Raw genomic sequence first — 17385 nt, 5'->3', positions numbered from 1 at the left:
TCACATTACCTTGAATTTACTCGCTTTAATTATCTCAGCATTATGCTCGATCTGCTCGATCTAGAGGTAAATTCCTTAATCCTTCCACTAGTACAAAAGGTTTACTTGTCCCGATCGAATAAAAAGTGGGATGCTCCCATTACCAAAGTCCTTGTCACTGCTAATCAAAATCCAATCTTCATCAAAAGCCTTCTGAATTACCGCATCATCATCAATACCGCGTGCGCTCTCGTAAACTGCAAATACTTCATGCCCTTGACTTCGTAACCAATTTGGCACGACTAAGCCACCATTTTTATCTACTAAAAACCGCACCTAAGCCGTCTCCATCTCTAGCGGCATAAAACTCGCACTCTCAAGAGATCGAGATGCAAATAAGAGACAGGCTTTAATATCAGCTTCTGCCAAGCCTTCATATTCTGCTAGAATCTCTGCCGCTGTTGTATCGTGAGCGAGCAGATTTAAAATATATTCAACAGTCAAGCGCGTTCCTCTGATGACTGGCTTCCCTGTCATGACTTTAGGATTGGTAGTAATTCGATTCAACAGTTCTTGGTCTGCCATTGTTTTTAAGTAATGTGAGTCATAATTATTATTTGGTTCGATTGTAGCGCAGTTAATCGATCGATTCAAAATGCGCCACCGATCCAGAATAAATGGTATCATCGACAAGTTTTGTTTTGTACTCTCAGAAAACCGAATTTGAATACTCATGTAACTTGTTATAGATCCGCTCTACCTTGAGTTCTAATCTCATCAAATAACTGGTGGAGATTATCTAGAGTATATGTTGTAGATTGTCCTCGATCGAGTTCCTGAACACCAGCTCCTAGATCTTGACGCAGTTGTGCTAGTCTAAAAGATTTTAGTTCGGTTTCCATCGCTGCGATGCGATCGACTAGCGACTGAAAAGCACCAGCTTCTTGGACTACTACCGCAGCTTTACCATTAACTGTCAGCACTAATGGTAGCTGTGTCGCCTGGAGTTGCTCGACATAAGCATTGGCATTGCGCTTGAAGTCGGTGAGCGAGTGAATATTGCGAAGATCGATATTCGACATTAAATTAAGCATTGAATTCAACATCTTAATTATACGATCGTCCGTAAGGGTCGCAGACATCGGATAATGGAGGTCGATCGTATATTTAACGCTATTATTTATGACTACTGCTGCTCGCACTCCAGCATTTGCCGAAGGGATTCAGTATTTTGGGGAACAGTTACCAGGCTTCGATACCTATGGTAAGACACCCGCGATCGCATCTGGACAAACTAGCATCACCGATGCCAACGATCCCGCCGCTGCATTTCAAGCATTGCTCTATGCCGACGCACTGCGCTATCTGACGCTGCAAATCTGTGCGAGTAAGGCTTCGGGACATCCGGGCGGATTTGCCAGTCAGGCTGAAGTCTACGCTTCACTGGTGATGCTGGGACATAAGAATATTCTCACGGAAGTCGGACATCACGCACCAGGATTTTATAGTGCGATGTTTCTCGACAAGTCGCTGGAAGCGATGGGCATCAATACGGTTCAACAATTACGCGATAAGTTCCGCGAAAAAGATGGGCTAATCGGGCACTTGTCGGGCTTTATCCCTGGTATTCTCGCGCCAGCAGGGCCACTCGGTCAAGGTCAGCATTTTGCGATGTCGGCGGCGAAATTGCACACAGGTAAATTATTTCCCTTTACCGTCGGCGATGGTGGTTTGGGCGAGCCATATATTATCAGTGCGATGCAGCATTTCCATACCGCGTTCCCGACGGTGACTAATTTCTTACCTGTCTTGGTGTGGAATGGTTACTCGCAGGAGCATCATAGTATGGTGTCTACCAAAACCAACCAGGAGATGCTCGGTTATTGGCAGGGTAATGGTTTCGATGAAGTCATCATGGTAAATGCCAAGGATTTTGACGATACCAATCAGGCTGGTGAATATGTCGATAGTACTTTATTCTCAGCCGAAAAACGGTTAGCTTTTACGCAAGCTATTCTCGCTGGTGTCGATAAAGCAGCTAAATCTGCCCTCGGTGGAAAATTAACCGTCTTCATTATCAAACAACTCAAAGGCGCAGGCGTTCACGCGACGGGTTCAAAATCTCATAACCTTTACGCTCATCACACCCTCGATAATGCTGACATTATTACTGGTTTGAAAAATCGTTCCCTCTCTGTCGAAGCATGGGAATTGGTACGGACTAACTGCGAACGCGCTGGTGGTGGATCTTCATCTACAGTCGCCACTACCGAATCGGTATTTCCAGTCCCTAGTCTCGGAACGCTACCCCTGGAAGAATACGCAGCAGGTGAAGCCAAAGTATCGACTACGGCGATGGGACGATTGGTTGGTTACGTCGGACAACAGGATAAAAACTTCATCGTTAGTAATGCCGATGGGAATGAAGCTTCCGGGATTGCCAATATCAACCAAGCCCTCAAAATCATCCACCCCACCACCGACGACTTATATTTCCAAGCACCCAACGGGCAAGTCTACGAACCCTTGAGTGAAGATGCTTGTGCGGGACTCGCGGCTGGACTTGCCCTCATGGGTGCGCGTACACTATGGTGTTCCTACGAATCCTTCGCGATCAATGGTTTACCCATCTGGCAAACCGTCACCCAAGCAATGGCAGAACTCCGCCGTCCCACACCTTCGACAATTACCCTCTACACCGCAGGCGCACTCGAACAGGGACGCAACGGCTGGACGCACCAACGCCCTGAAATCGAAGCCTACTTCGCCTCAATGATGCGGAATGGTAACGTCTTCCCCGTCTTCCCCCCCGATGCCAATAGTATCCAAGTCTGTTATGACTGGGCATTAACCACCCAAAATAAAGGCGTAGTAATTACCGCGAGTAAATCACCCTTACCCATCCGCACCACCTTTGCCCAAACTTGTCAAGGCTTAGAAGATGGCGCGGTAGTCTTACAAGACACCGCTGGCGATAAGCAAGTAGTCTTCGCAGTTATCGGCGACATGACGCTAGCACCAGCGTTTGAGGCGGCTGCGTTTTTAAAAACCGAAGGCATCGGTTCAAAAATCGTCTCGATTATCAATCCCCGTCGTCTCTATCGCCCTACCGATGTCGCCTGGGATACCTGTAGCGAACCTGACGGTGGTTTTTTAAGTGATGCTAAGTTTGCCGAAATCTTCGGTGGCAGTGCCTTAATTGGCGTTACAGGTGGCGCTCCGGCAATGTTAGAACCTGTGATGTTGCGATCGAACTCACCTCGCGATACCTTTGCCTGGAAGCGTGGGGAAACTACGGCTACAGCGGGTCAATTGATGGCATTTAACGGCATCACTGCTCAGGCGATTTGTAAGCGGGGATTAGAGTTGGTAGGTTAGGATTCGTTGGCGTAGCCTCTGCGAAGGCAGACGCTATGCGAACAGCTTTGCCGAATCGTCCCTGTCTCCTTTTGGAGATGGGGATTTAGGTAGATTTCAAACATGAAAATAGTTGAGATATCTACATCACAGACATCTTAGAGCAGGTTAGACTAGCAGCAGACAAACGATTATTATTTCTGCCTCATACGATTCGGCAAATGTCTCGCCCAGATCGAATGATTACGACAAAAGATGTTGAAGAGGTCATCATGACAGGTGAGGTGATTGAGGATTATCCTGAAGATACCAGAGGTCACAGTTGTTTAATATTGGGATGTGTCATGAATAGTCGATACATTCATGTTATGTGCGCTCCCAAGGATGAATATTTAGCTATTATCACCACATATCTCCCAAATCTAATTCAGTGGACACCAGATTTTAGAGAGAGGCTTTAAAGATGGAATGCTTATACTGCAAAGCGCAGATGAAGAAAGGAACCGCACCTTTTAGTATTGACAGAAATGGCTATCATATTTCATGGGATGCTATTCCGGCGTGGGTATGTGAGCAATGTGGGGAGTCATTATTAGAAACTCAAGAAGTCGATACTATTCAGGATGCGCTTGCTGTTCTCGATCGCGACACAATTTCGTTAATCGTTCGTAGTTAAATCGATTACGCGTAGAAGGAACTTGGCTATGAATACCAGATTTGGAATCAGCGTAGGATTTAGATAAATATCCTGAATTTAACGATCGACTAAAAGCATCAAATTAAATCATGAAAATATTTACGGCGATTATTGAGCGGGATCCCGATCTGAACCTTTATGTGGGTTATGTACCAGGATTTCCAGGGGCACATTCTCAAGCCGAGACATTAGATGAATTACAAGAGAATCTTCGTGAAGTAATCGAGATGCTCTTAGAAGATGAAAATTTGGTATTCGAGACGGAATTTGTAGGTACACAACAGATTACGGTTGCTTGATTTATGAGTAATATTCCGGTTCTCAAGCCCCAAGAAGTTGTAAGAATTTTAGAAAATCTGGATTTTGTAGAGGTGCGCCAAAGAGGTTTGCATAAACAGTTTAGACACGAAGACGGAAGAGGAACTACAGTTCCATTTCACAAAGGGAGAGATATCTCTCCTCGTTTGCTCAGACAGATTGCAAGTGATATCGGCTTGAGTGTTGAAGAAATGCTGGAGTCAGAGTAAGGGAGAAAAAGCATGAGTCGGATTGTGGTAACGACGATGGGTTCATTGGGAGATTTGCATCCGCAAATCGCGATCGCACTAGAATTACGTCAGCGCGGACACGATATCGTCTTTGTTACCCATCAAACATATCAAGCCAAAATTGCCGCCTTGGGGTTTGAGTTTCATCGGCTGCGTCCCGATCTGCCTAGGACAGATGAGCTGCAAATACTGGCGCAAATGATGGATTTGAAAACGGGTTCGGAATATATCATCCGTAAGTGGGTACTGCCAAATTTACGGGATACTTATGACGATTTGATGGCTAGTGCCAAAGATGCGGACTTTATCGTTAGTGGTGAATTAGTATATGTAGCACCAATGGTTGCCGAAAAATTGGGGATTCGGTGGGCAACATCTACACTTGCGCCTGCTGCTTTTTTCTCTAGTTACGATCCATCAGTGCTACCTTTACTTCCATTTGCAGATCGGTTAACGAAATTGGGGGTTACTTTCAATCGAGCAATTAAACAAATAATAATAGCAGTTACTAAATCTTGGGGAAAACCCATTCATCAACTTAGAAACGAACTCGGATTGCCGCCGATAAATGGCAATGTTCTTGTCGAAAATAGGTGTTCTCCCGATCTGGTGTTGGCACTATTTTCTTCAGTATTAGCACAGCCGCAACCTGATTGGCCGCAAAATACGATCGTGACTGGATTTACATTTTACGATGGCGATCGCGATCGCTATATGGTCGAACTCGCACCAGAACTTCAACGGTTTTTAAAAACTGGCGAGGCTCCAATTGTATTTACGCTAGGTACTGCGGCGGTGAATGTACCTGGTAACTTTTACCCAGAAAGTATTCGCGCCGCCAGAGAGTTAAATCGCCGTGCTGTTTTATTGATTGGGGACAATCCACTTCCAAAAGATCTGACACCAGATATTATTGCAATTGACTATGCGCCCTATTCTCAAATTTTCCCTTATGCCAGCGCAATCGTCCATCAGGGTGGGATCGGGACAACGGCTCAGGCTCTCCGTTCTGGTCGTCCCACAATCGTCACGCCATACGCTAACGACCAACCAGATAACGCGGCACGAATCGAACGGTTGGGAACATCGCGGACAATTGCGCGATCGCAGTATACAGGGGCGCGAGTAGCCAGGGAATTGCGAGCATTATTAGAGAACCCCCAATATGCCACCAGAGCGGCAGCAGTCGGACGGATTCTTCACACCGAAAATGGGGTGAAAACTGCTTGTGATGCCATTATCCAGCGGATAGGCTCCGCCAACGAATAGCGAGGATTGCGATCTTCTGAGTCAGCGTAAGATCTCAGCTACATATCCTGAATTTATCGATCGACCAACCAAGGCAAAACGACTGCCATTGCGGGAACATCGATCGCGAAGACGTCTGGGATCTACTTGACAGATCGACAATACTCTGAAACTAGCTGTCAACTTATCGGCAAGACCGCCAAATTAAAATTAAATTTATGTATCGGCGATGCTAAACCGCTACCGTTCAAACCAGATAATTGTTAAAATTAATGAAGAATTTGCAACATACTGGGAAAACACAGCCGTCATGGGTCGATTAGGGGTTTTACTGCTAAATTTGGGCGGACCGGAGCAATTATCGGATGTGCGTCCGTTCTTGTTTAACCTGTTTTCCGACCCTGAAATTATTCGGATTCCAATTGCAGCGCTCCAAAAACCGCTAGCTTGGATCATTTCTACTTCCCGAGCCAAGAAATCTCAAGCTAATTATCAGAAGATTGGTGGCGGGTCGCCATTGCGCCGCATTACTGAAGAGCAAGCTCGCGCCTTAGAAGCTGGATTGCGATCGCAGGGTGAAGATGCAAAAGTTTATATTGGGATGCGCTATTGGCACCCCTTTACCGAAGATGCGCTAACGCAAATCAAGCAAGATGGGATCGAGCAACTCGTGATTCTGCCCTTATATCCACAGTTTTCCATTAGCACTAGCGGTTCTAGCTTTAGACTAATCGAAAAAATCTGGAGCGAAAATCCCCATCTCAAGCCAGCTCAATATACGGTAGTTGCTGACTGGTATAAGGAACCTGGCTATCTACAGGCGATGACCGAACTAATCGCCGCTCAAATTGATAAATGCCCCCACCCCGACGAGGCGCATGTGTTTTTTAGCGCTCATGGCGTTCCGGTCAGCTACATCAAAGAGGCTGGCGATCCTTACCAAGCCGAGATTGAAGACTGTACCAAGCTGATTATGCAGACATTGGGACGAAAAAACGATCATTCCCTAGCATATCAAAGTAAAGTCGGCCCCGTAGAATGGCTGCAACCCTATACCGAAGACGCGATCGTTGGATTAGCTAGCAAGGGTGTTGGGGAGTTAGTTGTAGTGCCGATTAGCTTTGTTTCCGAGCATATCGAAACCCTCGAAGAAATCGACATCGAATATCGCGAAATCGCCGAAGAAGCTGGGGTTCACGTCTTCAACCGCGTACCCGCATTGGATACTAATCCGATATTCATCCAGACGCTAGTAGATATCGTCCTCGCAGCGGCTAAGGCTCCTAGCTTGGATATCGCCCGAGTGACCCAGATGAAGAAGAAGATCAAGATGTATCCTCAAGAAAAATGGGAGATGGGTCTGACGACAGCAGCGGAAGTTTGGAATGGTCGGCTGGCAATGTTAGGATTTATTGGGATCGTCGTAGAACTTATGAGCGGTCGCGGGCCACTACATTTGTTTGGCATACTTTAAATAATTAATAATTAATAATTGACGATCGATCTTCTATTGTTAATGTTGTCATTAATAGCGGTTTTGTCAACAATGGCTGAAGCCCGATCGATCGTGTAGTGGATATCTTCCAAATGTTTAATTATTAATTATCGATTATCGATTGCTCTAATGAATATTCAACGCTGGATCGCTCGCCGACAGGCTCAATGGCAAGAACTCGATATTTTACTCCAACGCTCGGAGCAAAAGGGGATAAAAGCCTTAACTGCGAAGGAAATCGGGACGCTAGCGAGCTTGTATCGATCGGTAGCAGCAGATTTGGCGCGAGCCAATACCAATCAAATCGGTCAAACGATCGTCCAAGAACTCCAAGCACTCACAACTCGCGCTTATAGTCAAGTTTATCGTGGTTCCAGACGCCAAGAATTGCGTGAAGTCCTCGACTTTTATCGCTGGAAATTACCCCAAGTTTTACGCGAAACTTGGGCTTATACGACAATTGCCTTTGCCTTATTCATGGTTGGTGCCCTCATCGCTTGGTGGTTTGCATGGCAAGATGCCAGCTTTATGTCTCTAGTCGTACCGCAATCGATGATAGAAAAAGTCCGCGATCGAAACCAGCTCTGGATGGGGTCGATTATCGGCACCGAACCGTTTGCCGCTAGTAGTATTGCAATTAATAATCTCAGCGTTGCCTTTCGGATGGTTGGCGGCGGAATTCTTGCTGGATTGTGGACGATTTACGCACTTTTTTATAATGGTATTCTCATCGGTGCTGTCGCCACTTTAGTCGGTCAAAATGGTTTAGCTTATCCATTTTGGGCATTTGTATTTCCGCATGGATCTCTAGAATTACCTGCAATTTTTATTGCTGGTGGTGCTGGCTTATTAATAGCTAGAGGACTGTTATTTCCCGGTCGTTATCGTCGGCGCGATGCACTCCGAATCTATGGCGTCCAAGCCGCACAACTAGTTATGGGTATCGTCCCGATGCTCCTAATTGCGGGGGCGATCGAAGGCTTCTTTTCACCTCAAGAATTTATTCCCAGTCCGATCAAATATCTAGCTGGAACGGGATTATTTACTTTATTAACTCTCTATACATTACGTCGCGATCGAGCGAGAGGGGAATTGCAAACATCAACAGGAAATTTATAATGTCCGCACTGTAAAAAACTTCCGCTGCAACCAAAAGGACACATTAACCAGACCGATTAACACTGGGACTTTTACTAGCGGGCCGACCACAGCGGCAAGTGCTACTCCAGAGTTAATTCCAAACACGGCAATGGCGACGGCGATCGCTAATTCAAAATTGTTACCCGCCGAGGTAAATGCTACACTGGCGGCTCTGGCGTAATCTGTCTTAATCCGCCACGCCATATAGAAACTTACCAAAAACATCACGACAAAGTAAATGTCTCCTGCCAATTTACCAGGAATTACCCACCATAAATTTTTGACAATTGGCTCGATCGATTGCGGTTCCATCAGTTTGAACTTCTATGTGACTTTAATCAGAGTCGATCGATTTAAACTTACCGTTATTAGCAGTTTCTTTTAACTATTCTCCGCTGCTAGCGAACGTAAAAAGACTGTCTGTGCTAGTTCTAGCACCGCCTGTGGGTTTGCAGACGCGATCTTCTCGATCGCATCTTCAGCAGACGCACCATTCAAAATCAAATAAGCCGCCAACATCGTCCCCGTTCGGTGTAATCCACCCGTACAATGAATGGCAGTCCCCACACCTTGGCGATGATATCGATCGACAAAATCGATTAATTCTGCGACTTGCGATCGACTGGGCGAACTAGCAATCTGGATCGGCAGCCATAAGTGCGGAATATTTTCCCGATCGTATAATTCCAGATTAGATCGATCGTGCATTACTGAGACGATCGCCCCAATTCCCACTGTTTGTAACTCTTTCAATTCCTCTGCCGTTGGCTTCCGCACTCCTGCTAGTTTGCCAGGAATTACCCACCATAAGTTCTCGACAATTGGTTGAGTTTGCTGCTCCATTGGTTTTAATTTCTACAGGTGACAGGATGAGCGATTCTCTTGCAGAGAACCGCCCTAAATTTCTGAAATTTAGAGTAGGGGCAATTCATGAATGGCCCCTACTCTAAATTAACAACTAATAAACTGGTTTCTTTGGTAATAAATCTGAAATTTTTGAGTTAATCCTAGCTTTACCAGAAAATACCGTGCCTGTTTTACCGCGATTAAAGTTGATGAAGTTAATATCTCTAACTTTGTCTGGCAAAGCCACGTACCCAACCGAATCAGCTACTGTCGAGACTTTATTAATATATAGCCTGACAAATTTACCTAGTACCTGGCGATTAGTACTAGAGCGGAGATTTACATAAATAAACAGCGGTCTAGAGAGTGGCTGATATTGATTTTTTTCTACGGTTTGAGTTGATGGTAAGATTGCCCCTTTGCCGTTGTCAACTGCTAATAGTTTCAACTTACTTTGGTTTTCTTGGTAATAGGCATAACCAAAATAACCTAGAGCATTGGGATCTTTACTAATTCCGTCTACCAAGGCTTCGTCATCTTCACTGGCGGTATAGTCTTTACGAGTAGCTTTGGATTTTCCGACGATCGCTTCATTAAAATAATCGAAAGTACCAGACTTTTCACCTGCCCCAAATAGTTTAATGGGTCGATCGGGCCAAGAGGCTCGTACTTGTTTCCAGCGGAGGATTTTGCCCTGTGCAGCAGGTTCCCACAGCTTTTTCAATTCGGCGACGGTGATATCTTTTGCCCAGTCATTTTGGGGATTGATGGCGATCGTCAACGCGTCAAAAGCGATCGGAAACTCCATGTATCTCACCCCATTTTTCTTGCAAGTTTCCATCTCTGCTAGCAAAATTGGTCGCGAAGCATTACTGATGTCGGTTTTACCAGCGCAGAATTTCTCAAACCCGCCTGTGGTACCGGAGACTTTAACCTCAACCTGCCCTTTATTACGGGGATCTGCTTCAAATAGCCTGACGATCGCCTGAGTAATCGGATACACCGTACTCGAACCATCAATATTAACTATTGGTGTTGTGGCTTTTCCGGCGTCGCCATCAGTCCCTTGCGCTAGCAATTGGCTGTGGGCGGATGGGCTGGCTGTTGCGGTGGTACTGACTGTTACCGCTAGCATTCCTAAAACTGTTGCGAATTTTTTTACTGTTGCGTTCATCGCGAGCGGTTCCTTGTTGATTCAAAAATATGTACGTTTGTCATTAAAATTAATCGCCGTCGCCAGCTTTCCAGGCGATCGCGTTACTCGGCTGAGGATCGGGTAATTTTAGCGTCACTAGTGCTGCTCCCAATACAAAGAACGCAGATGTCCACAAACAGCCCGCCAGCCCGTAAAACTGATAAACTAGCCCCGATAATACCGTCCCTGCCAACCGACCGCCAGAGTTTGCCATATAGTAAAAGCCCACATTCAAAGCCACCTTGTCATCGTCGGTAAAGGCTAATACCAAGTAAGAATGAACTGCTGAGTTAAAAGCAAATACCACCCCGAAAATACAGAGTCCACCGACAATGGCAATATTCGGCGGGACGTTTAATTGGAGGGCAATCGCGATCGCGGCTGGGACTCCCACGAGCGTAAATGTCCAAAACTGGATCGTCTTCGATCCTGGTGGCTGTCCCGATCCAAATCTTTTCAGCAGGGCTGGTGCCGAAAATTGAATGATGCCGTAACCAATCACCCAACAAGCCAAGAAGCCCCCTACCTGAGCGAAAGACCAGTTCAACTGTCCTCGTAAAAAGACTGGCAACCCCACCACAAACCAGACATCTCTGGAGCCAAATAGAAAGAACCGCGCAGCCGAGAGAATATTGATTTCACGGCTCTTCGAGAAGAGCTGGCTAAATTTGACCTTTTTCTTGATTTTGCCCATCCCCTTGGGCAGCAATAGCCCAGAGAACATGATTAAAGCTAGTCCACCTGCCATAATCCATAAGGAATGAACAAAACCCACCGAAGTCAGTAAGGCACCACCAATAAAGAAACCCGCCCCCTTGAGCGCGTTCTTGGAACCTGTCAGCACTGCCACCCATTTGAATAGCGATGACTGAGCATCTTGAGGCACCACCAGCCGGATCGCACTCTTGGAACTCATTTTGGTCAAGTCTTTAGCAACCCCCGAAAATGCTTGAGCAACCATCACATACGGGACGGCAATCCACTGTGTCCAAGCCGGATCTAGGAAGGACAAAATCACCAGCGAAATCACCTGTAATCCAATCCCCGTATACAGTGTCACTTTCAGTCCAAACTGGGAGCCGATCCAACCGCCAAAAAAGTTGGTGACTACACCGAAGACTTCGTAGAACAGGAACAGAGACGCGATTTGGATGGGGGTGTAGCCAATGTTGTAAAAGTAGAGCAGCACCAGCATTCGCAGGGCACCATCGGTGATGGTGAAGCCCCAGTAGGCTAATGTTACGAGTACATAGTTCTTGAAATTGGCGCTGGAAGCTGTAGTAGAATCCATGACTGCACAAGGTAAAGAATAAGTGGACGATTTAATACTGAATGTGAGTTCGGGATTAAGAAAAGCCTGGAGACTGAAGTCTCCGCTCATGATGCAAAGTCCGCCTTCGCGGACTGAAATATTAGAGGTAGTAGTGGCTCGACACGACTAAAAATGTGGGTAAAGCGATCTCTCAAAATGTTACTGATTGTATTTTCCAGAGTTCTGAATGCCCACAGTTTTAGTCGTGTCGTCTCAGTAGTGGCTCGACACGACTAAAAATGTGGGTAAAGCGATCGTCAAACATATTGCTAGTCGTCCCAGTAGGGTGGGCAGTGCCCACCAGCTAGGTTTCAGCCATAATCTATGGCGGTGGGCAGTACCCACCCTACAAAATTCTACGCGGACTGATTACCTAGTCCGCGTAGGCGGACTTCGTATCATTAGCGCCGATTTCAATCGAGTGCGGTAATCGAACGAAACTAATCCATACTTAGAGCCACCTTCCGAGCGAGTTCGACCATCCGATTGGCGTAGCCCCATTCGTTGTCGTACCAAGCCAAGATTTTTACTTGAGTCTCATTCACTACCATCGTCGAGAGCGCGTCGATAATCCCAGAGCGGGGGTCGTCTTTGTAGTCGATCGAGACTAGCGGACGCTCCTCATAGCCTAAAATACCCTTGAGCGGCTCTTGCTCGGAAGCTGTCTTGAGTAGTTGATTGACTTCGGCGACGGTGGTCGATCGCATTACTTCAAATACACAATCTGTCAGGGAAGCATTGAGTAATGGTACCCGTACCGCCAAACCATTGAGTTTGCCATTGAGTTCGGGATAAATTAACCCGATCGCGGTTGCCGATCCAGTAGATGTCGGAATCAGCGATAAACTGGTAGCTCTAGCCCGACGCAAATCTTTGTGCGGTGCATCGACGATCGTTTGCGTGTTGGTATTGTCATGGATGGTGGTAATCATGCCATGCTTAATCCCCAAGCCTTCATTAATTACCTTCACTACTGGAGCTAGACAATTAGTAGTGCAGGAGGCAGCCGTGAGCAGATGATGTTTATCCGGCTCATACAGCCCATCATTGACTCCCATTACGATATTTAGGGCTGATTGCTTCACTGGAGCCGCTACAATTACCTTTCGCACACCCCTCTTGAAATAAGGATCGAGGGTTTCGGGAGTTCTAAACTTACCAGAGCATTCCAGTACCAAATCGACACCCAAATCTTGCCAAGGTACATCTCCAGGTTTCGCATGTTCGCTAAAAGTCAGGGGTTTACCATCGATCGTGACTTTCCCGTTCTCCGCTGTTACTTCTGGTGCCCAACGTCCGTGGACAGAATCGAACTTCAGCAGGTGAGCGGCAGCCTCAGCCCCACCTTTCACCTCATTGATATGCACGAATTCTAGTTCCGGCCACCCCCACGCCGCCCGCAAATCTAGCCGTCCAATCCGTCCAAATCCATTGATGCCCACCCGAACTGTCATCTGTTTTCCTCTTGTTTTTGAAGTTTTAAATCGCCACTAATGTGACCGAGGCTGTAAATTAATGTCGTTACTACTGCGCCACAGACGATGCTGAATCGATCGACCATCACCTCACCTGTACCAGCAAAAATCAGCACAAAGGTACAGACAAATTTTGCTAACAATTCGCGGGAATGTTTCATCAATATCGACTTGCATCGATATTGATGAATATCGATATCTTATCAACATACATCGATTTGTGTCAATATAGAATTTATGACACCTTTACAGCTTTCTACTTCCTGCTGTCCGCCATTACTAGCGGGTAATCTAACCGCCGCCGAAGCTGCGGGAGTCGCGGTTTTATTTCGAGTATTGGGCGAGCCAGCGCGACTATTGTTATTGAGTTCGATCGCGGCGCAGCCCGGTGGAGAAGTCTGCGCTTGCGAGTTAGTGGAGTCGTTGGGACTATCGCAGCCCACTGTGAGCCACCACCTCAAGGTGATGTATGAGGCGGGTTTGCTGACGAAGGAGCGCAGAGGAACGTGGATCTACTATCGGATCGTTCCAGAACAGTTAGCTTTTTTACGAAAGGTACTGGGTTGAGCAGGTGCCAGCGGGCTAAATCTTTATATTAGTTAGGCTAGGAGTTACCGCGTTTGTATTCCAGCAGGAGGTAGGGGTAATTCATGAATTACCCCTACCTCCTGTTGGCGCGATAGATTTGTATATTTGTTTCTAAATCAGTTGTGGCGACTTCTTGTGCCATTCGGTAGACTGTTCGTAGACGTGGGCAACTTGGAGCAACAGATCCTCACGCAGGACATTACTCAGTAGTTGTAGTCCGATCGGCATTCCTTTATCATCAAAACCACAAGGGATACTAATACCAGGTAAGCCAGCCAGATTGACGGGAATTGTCATCAAGTCGGAGAGATACATACTCAATGGATCGGCTGTTTTTTCGCCAGCTTTAAAAGCCGTCGTGGGTGCCGTTGGGGTAATCAGGATATCTACTTGACTAAATGCTGCTTCAAAGTCTTCTTTAATCAGCGTCCGCACCTTTTGAGCTTTGAGGTAGTAGGCGTCGTAATAACCCGCTGAGAGCGCATAGGTACCGAGCATGATTCGGCGTTTGACTTCGGCTCCAAATCCAGCAGCTCTCGTCTGGGTATACATGGACATCAGATTGTCGGCATCGGCTCTAAATCCGTATTTGACGCCATCATAGCGGGCTAAATTTGCCGATGCTTCGGAGGGGGCAATCACGTAATAAGTGGGCAAGCCATAGCGGAAGCGGGGACAAGAAATTTCTTGGACTTCGGCACCCAAAGAACGGAAATGCTCGATCGCGCAGCGGACGGATTCAGCAACTTGCGGATCTAAACCTTCACCAAAAGTTTCGGTAATCACGCCGATTTTTAAACCTTTGGGTAAATCTGGGGTGAGTAATTGGGAATATTTTGGAATCTCAATTTTGAGACTGGTAGAGTCTTTGGAGTCATAACCCGCGATCGCTTCGAGCAAAATCGCCGCATCTTCAACCGTCCGCGCAAATGGCCCGATTTGATCCAACGAAGAGGCATAAGCCACCAAGCCAAATCTCGATACCAATCCATAGGTCGGTTTTAGCCCCACCACGCCACAAAAAGCCGCAGGTTGACGAATCGATCCACCCGTATCGGAACCGAGCGATACAACGCATTCTGACCCAGCTACAGCCGCCGCCGAACCGCCTGACGATCCGCCCGGTACGCGTTCTAGATCCCAAGGATTGGCGGTGACTTGATAGGCAGAATTTTCAGTAGAACTACCCATCGCAAATTCGTCGAGGTTGGTTTTACCTAGCGATACCGCGCCGAGATCTTTGAGCTTCTGAGTGACGGTGGATTCATAAGGCGGCACGAATCCCGCTAAAATCTTGGAGCCGCAGGTAGTCTCAATCCCCTGGGTACACATGTTATCTTTGAGCGCGATCGGAATCCCCGCCAGTAGGGGAATATCTTCGCCAGCAGCGATTTTGGCATCTACTAGTCGTGCCTGCTCTAACGCTTGGGTGGGTGTTGTCCGCAAGAAACTTCGCAATTTGGGTTCGAGTTTCTCCACGCGATCGATCGCTTCTGTAGCGATTTCTACTGCCGATCGTTGTTTGGTGACAAGCTGATGATGCAATTCACGAATAGATGCCATAGGAGGGGATAGTGGATAGTGGATAGTGGATAGTGGATAGTGGAGGGATTAGAGCGTCGATACTTGTGTGTTGAGCGTTGTCAATTGTGAGTGTAAGTTCTCCTGCGGAGCAATTGAACTAGATCGAACCCCATAGTTCCTCAACTTTCGTGTTGTCTATGCAATATTGGCAGTTTAGCCTCGATCTCTAACAATTACCTTGCTACCTATCCACTATTCACTATCCACTATTCACTATCCCCTACCTTACCAGCCGCTAGCTACTAGAAACTAAATTAAACACCGAAATTTCTGGACGACAGTTAAACCGGGCGTAGAGTTTGATCGTGCCGATGCCGCGACTGGTGTACTGCACCATATCCTTGACTTGATAGCGTCCGATGGGATAGTTACGCGCCAATTCTGGTAGATATCCGTCATAAAAAGGAACCCGAATTTGTCCGCCGTGGGAGTGCCCCGATAGTTGAAGTCCAAACCTGCCAGTGGCAGCGGTTTCATCGGCAAAATCTGGCTCGTGGGCGAGCATGATGGCGGCTCCAGTAGCTGGTAATTGCGCTAAAACTCGATCGAGTTTAGCTTGCCCGAAAAAGACATCGCCTACGCCAGCAATATGCAATGTCGCGTCACCGCGTTTGATGGTGTAGATCTCATTTTCGAGTAAGGTAATTCCGGCTTGCTTGATGGCGGCGCGAACTGGCGTCGGATCGTTGTGGACATCGTGATTGCCGAGGATCGAAATCGTCAGATCGCGAGGCTGCAATTTGGCGAGCGTATCTAATAATTCGAGATGTTGCCTCGGCAATCGACTGATATGATCCCCAGTAATGACTACCAGATCTGGTTTCTGAGCATTGACGGTTTCGACAACTTTTTCTAGTTGAGTACGATCGATCCCATCTCCTGAGTGTAGATCGGTAATCTGGACGATCCGATAACCATCAAAGGCGCGATCGAGTTTCGCTAGCTCGACGGTATTATTAGTAACATCCAACCAATTTGGCTCGATTTTGTGAGCGTAAACACTAGTCGAAAATATCAGCACACAGCCCATAAGGAGGACTTGAATCGATCGAACTAGAAATAATCTTAACTGCTTGGGTAAACGCACGAGCAAATGAGGGGATAGCGATTCGCGCTCGTCGGGTTTCCCGACGGTTTAGCGGCGTTTTTATTCGGGGGTTCCCCCCTAATAAAAAAACGACAAGACAGCGCACCAAGCAGAAAATTGGGTTGTTAGAATGGAGATTTGAATCCCACCATAACAACAACTTATCTAAAAAATGGAGGATTTAAAGCCCTGCGGCTCGTTAATAGAATATAGGTTGTGTTGATGAATATATGTTGCTACTCTAGGTGTCAAACCTTGAATTGAATGACTCTCCCGAAACAATGTAGATGAAATCAGGGGTGTGGCTAATGGAGCAATCGTAATTTTTGCGCCTATAGCTGTCAGTCTTTGGAGATCGATCGATTCAATTCGATTGCCAGTCCGTGGCACAATTAATAATTCAACTTGACTCAATAGTTGTTTTGCCTGATACCATTTTGGCAACTGTGTAATTAAGTCGGCACCAACGGTAAGAATAAATTCACTATTGTTCCAAATTGTTTTGGCAGTTGCGAGGGTTTCGATTGTGCGCTTACTACTTAAACTGCGATAGACTTGGGCATGTTGACTAATTAGCGGATCGATTTCCTTAATTAACAACTCCAGCATTTGCGATCGCTGTTCTAGAGATGCTCCATGCATTTTAAACGGATTATCCGCTGCCCAAACTGCCACAAGATCGAATTGTGATGCTAACCAGCTAATAATCTCTTGATGAGCAATCGTCGGCGGATCGGCGAAATATTACCCAATGTCGATATTTTTGCCAGTGGGGATCTAGATGAATGGGAAATTGCCAGATTGCGTGCCGCAAATGCGCCAATTAATAGCTAT

Annotated in this window: 19 protein-coding genes and 2 pseudogenes; 9 read left to right on the top strand and 12 right to left on the bottom strand. The window is 46.6% G+C overall.

Annotated elements, in window-relative coordinates; translation table 11 throughout:
* Positions 1 to 87: 87 nt before the first annotated feature.
* The 3 genes from RMO52_RS01725 to RMO52_RS01715 form a co-directional block, all read right to left on the bottom strand.
* Complete coding sequence (locus RMO52_RS01725; protein WP_310410347.1) at positions 88 to 315, bottom strand: DUF5615 family PIN-like protein; 228 nt, start codon at positions 313 to 315, stop codon at positions 88 to 90.
* A complete protein-coding gene (locus RMO52_RS01720) occupies positions 316 to 564 on the bottom strand; it encodes a DUF433 domain-containing protein (RefSeq protein WP_309740012.1) in 249 nt (82 codons plus the stop codon).
* 158 nt (positions 565 to 722) lie between these two features.
* Positions 723 to 1061: a type II toxin-antitoxin system Phd/YefM family antitoxin gene (locus RMO52_RS01715; protein ID WP_309740010.1), complete on the bottom strand. Its 339-nt coding sequence runs from the start codon at positions 1059 to 1061 to the stop codon at positions 723 to 725.
* A 100-nt stretch (positions 1062 to 1161) separates the two neighbouring features.
* On the opposite strand from RMO52_RS01715, the gene RMO52_RS01710 reads away from it, so the two are divergent.
* The 8 genes from RMO52_RS01710 (at position 1162) to RMO52_RS01680 (ending at position 8443) form a co-directional block, all read left to right on the top strand.
* Positions 1162 to 3357 (top strand): phosphoketolase, encoded by a 2196-nt coding sequence (locus RMO52_RS01710; RefSeq protein ID WP_310410344.1) that lies wholly within the window; start codon positions 1162 to 1164, stop codon positions 3355 to 3357.
* A gap of 119 nt (positions 3358 to 3476) precedes the next feature.
* The gene (locus RMO52_RS24595; RefSeq protein ID WP_309740022.1) at positions 3477 to 3797 is read left to right on the top strand and encodes a DUF4258 domain-containing protein; all 321 of its coding nucleotides are present in this window, start codon (positions 3477 to 3479) and stop codon (positions 3795 to 3797) included.
* Positions 3798 to 3799: 2 nt separating this feature from the next.
* The gene (locus RMO52_RS01705) at positions 3800 to 4012 is read left to right on the top strand and encodes a YgiT-type zinc finger protein (RefSeq protein ID WP_309740005.1); all 213 of its coding nucleotides are present in this window, start codon (positions 3800 to 3802) and stop codon (positions 4010 to 4012) included.
* Between the two features lie 110 nt (positions 4013 to 4122).
* Positions 4123 to 4332, top strand: a complete 210-nt coding sequence (locus tag RMO52_RS01700) for a type II toxin-antitoxin system HicB family antitoxin (protein WP_309740002.1) — start codon at positions 4123 to 4125, stop codon at positions 4330 to 4332.
* A 3-nt stretch (positions 4333 to 4335) separates the two neighbouring features.
* Positions 4336 to 4560, top strand: coding sequence for a type II toxin-antitoxin system HicA family toxin (locus RMO52_RS01695; RefSeq protein WP_309739999.1), 225 nt, complete (start codon positions 4336 to 4338; stop codon positions 4558 to 4560).
* 12 nt (positions 4561 to 4572) lie between these two features.
* Positions 4573 to 5850: a glycosyltransferase gene (locus RMO52_RS01690; protein WP_309739995.1), complete on the top strand. Its 1278-nt coding sequence runs from the start codon at positions 4573 to 4575 to the stop codon at positions 5848 to 5850.
* Positions 5851 to 6139: 289 nt separating this feature from the next.
* Entirely contained in the window at positions 6140 to 7303 is a 1164-nt protein-coding gene (gene hemH / locus RMO52_RS01685; RefSeq protein WP_309740020.1) for a ferrochelatase, read from the top strand.
* A gap of 150 nt (positions 7304 to 7453) precedes the next feature.
* Positions 7454 to 8443, top strand: coding sequence for a stage II sporulation protein M (locus RMO52_RS01680; protein WP_310410341.1), 990 nt, complete (start codon positions 7454 to 7456; stop codon positions 8441 to 8443).
* Here the strand turns inward: RMO52_RS01680 and RMO52_RS01675 are convergent.
* From RMO52_RS01675 to RMO52_RS01650, 6 genes and pseudogenes are all read right to left on the bottom strand, one after another.
* Positions 8438 to 8704: pseudogene (locus tag RMO52_RS01675) on the bottom strand (arsenic resistance protein); the annotation flags it as partial. The gene RMO52_RS01680 and the pseudogene RMO52_RS01675 sit on opposite strands and share 6 nt — an antisense overlap.
* A gap of 141 nt (positions 8705 to 8845) precedes the next feature.
* Complete coding sequence (locus RMO52_RS01670) at positions 8846 to 9307, bottom strand: dual specificity protein phosphatase family protein (RefSeq protein ID WP_309739989.1); 462 nt, start codon at positions 9305 to 9307, stop codon at positions 8846 to 8848.
* A gap of 115 nt (positions 9308 to 9422) precedes the next feature.
* Entirely contained in the window at positions 9423 to 10484 is a 1062-nt protein-coding gene (locus tag RMO52_RS01665; protein WP_310410337.1) for a PstS family phosphate ABC transporter substrate-binding protein, read from the bottom strand.
* Positions 10485 to 10533: 49 nt separating this feature from the next.
* Positions 10534 to 11796, bottom strand: a complete 1263-nt coding sequence (arsJ, locus tag RMO52_RS01660; RefSeq protein WP_310410349.1) for an organoarsenical effux MFS transporter ArsJ — start codon at positions 11794 to 11796, stop codon at positions 10534 to 10536.
* 461 nt (positions 11797 to 12257) lie between these two features.
* The gene (locus RMO52_RS01655) at positions 12258 to 13271 is read right to left on the bottom strand and encodes an ArsJ-associated glyceraldehyde-3-phosphate dehydrogenase (RefSeq protein ID WP_309739615.1); all 1014 of its coding nucleotides are present in this window, start codon (positions 13269 to 13271) and stop codon (positions 12258 to 12260) included.
* Positions 13268 to 13453 carry a hypothetical protein gene (locus tag RMO52_RS01650; RefSeq protein WP_309739617.1) on the bottom strand — a complete coding sequence of 62 codons (186 nt, stop codon included), beginning with the start codon at positions 13451 to 13453 and terminating at the stop codon, positions 13268 to 13270. Before RMO52_RS01650 ends, RMO52_RS01655 begins: the two co-directional genes overlap by 4 nt.
* A gap of 76 nt (positions 13454 to 13529) precedes the next feature.
* Here RMO52_RS01650 and RMO52_RS01645 point away from each other — a divergent pair, with 76 nt between their 5' ends.
* Entirely contained in the window at positions 13530 to 13859 is a 330-nt protein-coding gene (locus tag RMO52_RS01645; RefSeq protein ID WP_309739619.1) for a metalloregulator ArsR/SmtB family transcription factor, read from the top strand.
* Positions 13860 to 13991: 132 nt separating this feature from the next.
* On the opposite strand, the gene gatA is transcribed toward RMO52_RS01645, so the two are convergent.
* From gatA to RMO52_RS01630, 3 genes and pseudogenes are all read right to left on the bottom strand, one after another.
* Positions 13992 to 15443, bottom strand: coding sequence for an Asp-tRNA(Asn)/Glu-tRNA(Gln) amidotransferase subunit GatA (gene gatA / locus RMO52_RS01640; protein WP_309739622.1), 1452 nt, complete (start codon positions 15441 to 15443; stop codon positions 13992 to 13994).
* 256 nt (positions 15444 to 15699) lie between these two features.
* Positions 15700 to 16551 carry a metallophosphoesterase gene (locus tag RMO52_RS01635; protein WP_309739625.1) on the bottom strand — a complete coding sequence of 284 codons (852 nt, stop codon included), beginning with the start codon at positions 16549 to 16551 and terminating at the stop codon, positions 15700 to 15702.
* 165 nt (positions 16552 to 16716) lie between these two features.
* Positions 16717 to 17277 (bottom strand): annotated as a pseudogene (locus RMO52_RS01630) (nicotinate-nucleotide adenylyltransferase); the annotation flags it as partial.
* Positions 17278 to 17385: the final 108 nt, after the last annotated feature.

The sequence above is a fragment of the Chamaesiphon sp. OTE_8_metabat_110 genome (assembly GCF_031382685.1).
In the GTDB taxonomy this organism is placed as follows: domain Bacteria; phylum Cyanobacteriota; class Cyanobacteriia; order Cyanobacteriales; family Chamaesiphonaceae; genus Chamaesiphon.
Note: the sequence above shows the minus strand (reverse complement) of the source record. Positions and strands in the feature narration are given on the sequence as shown.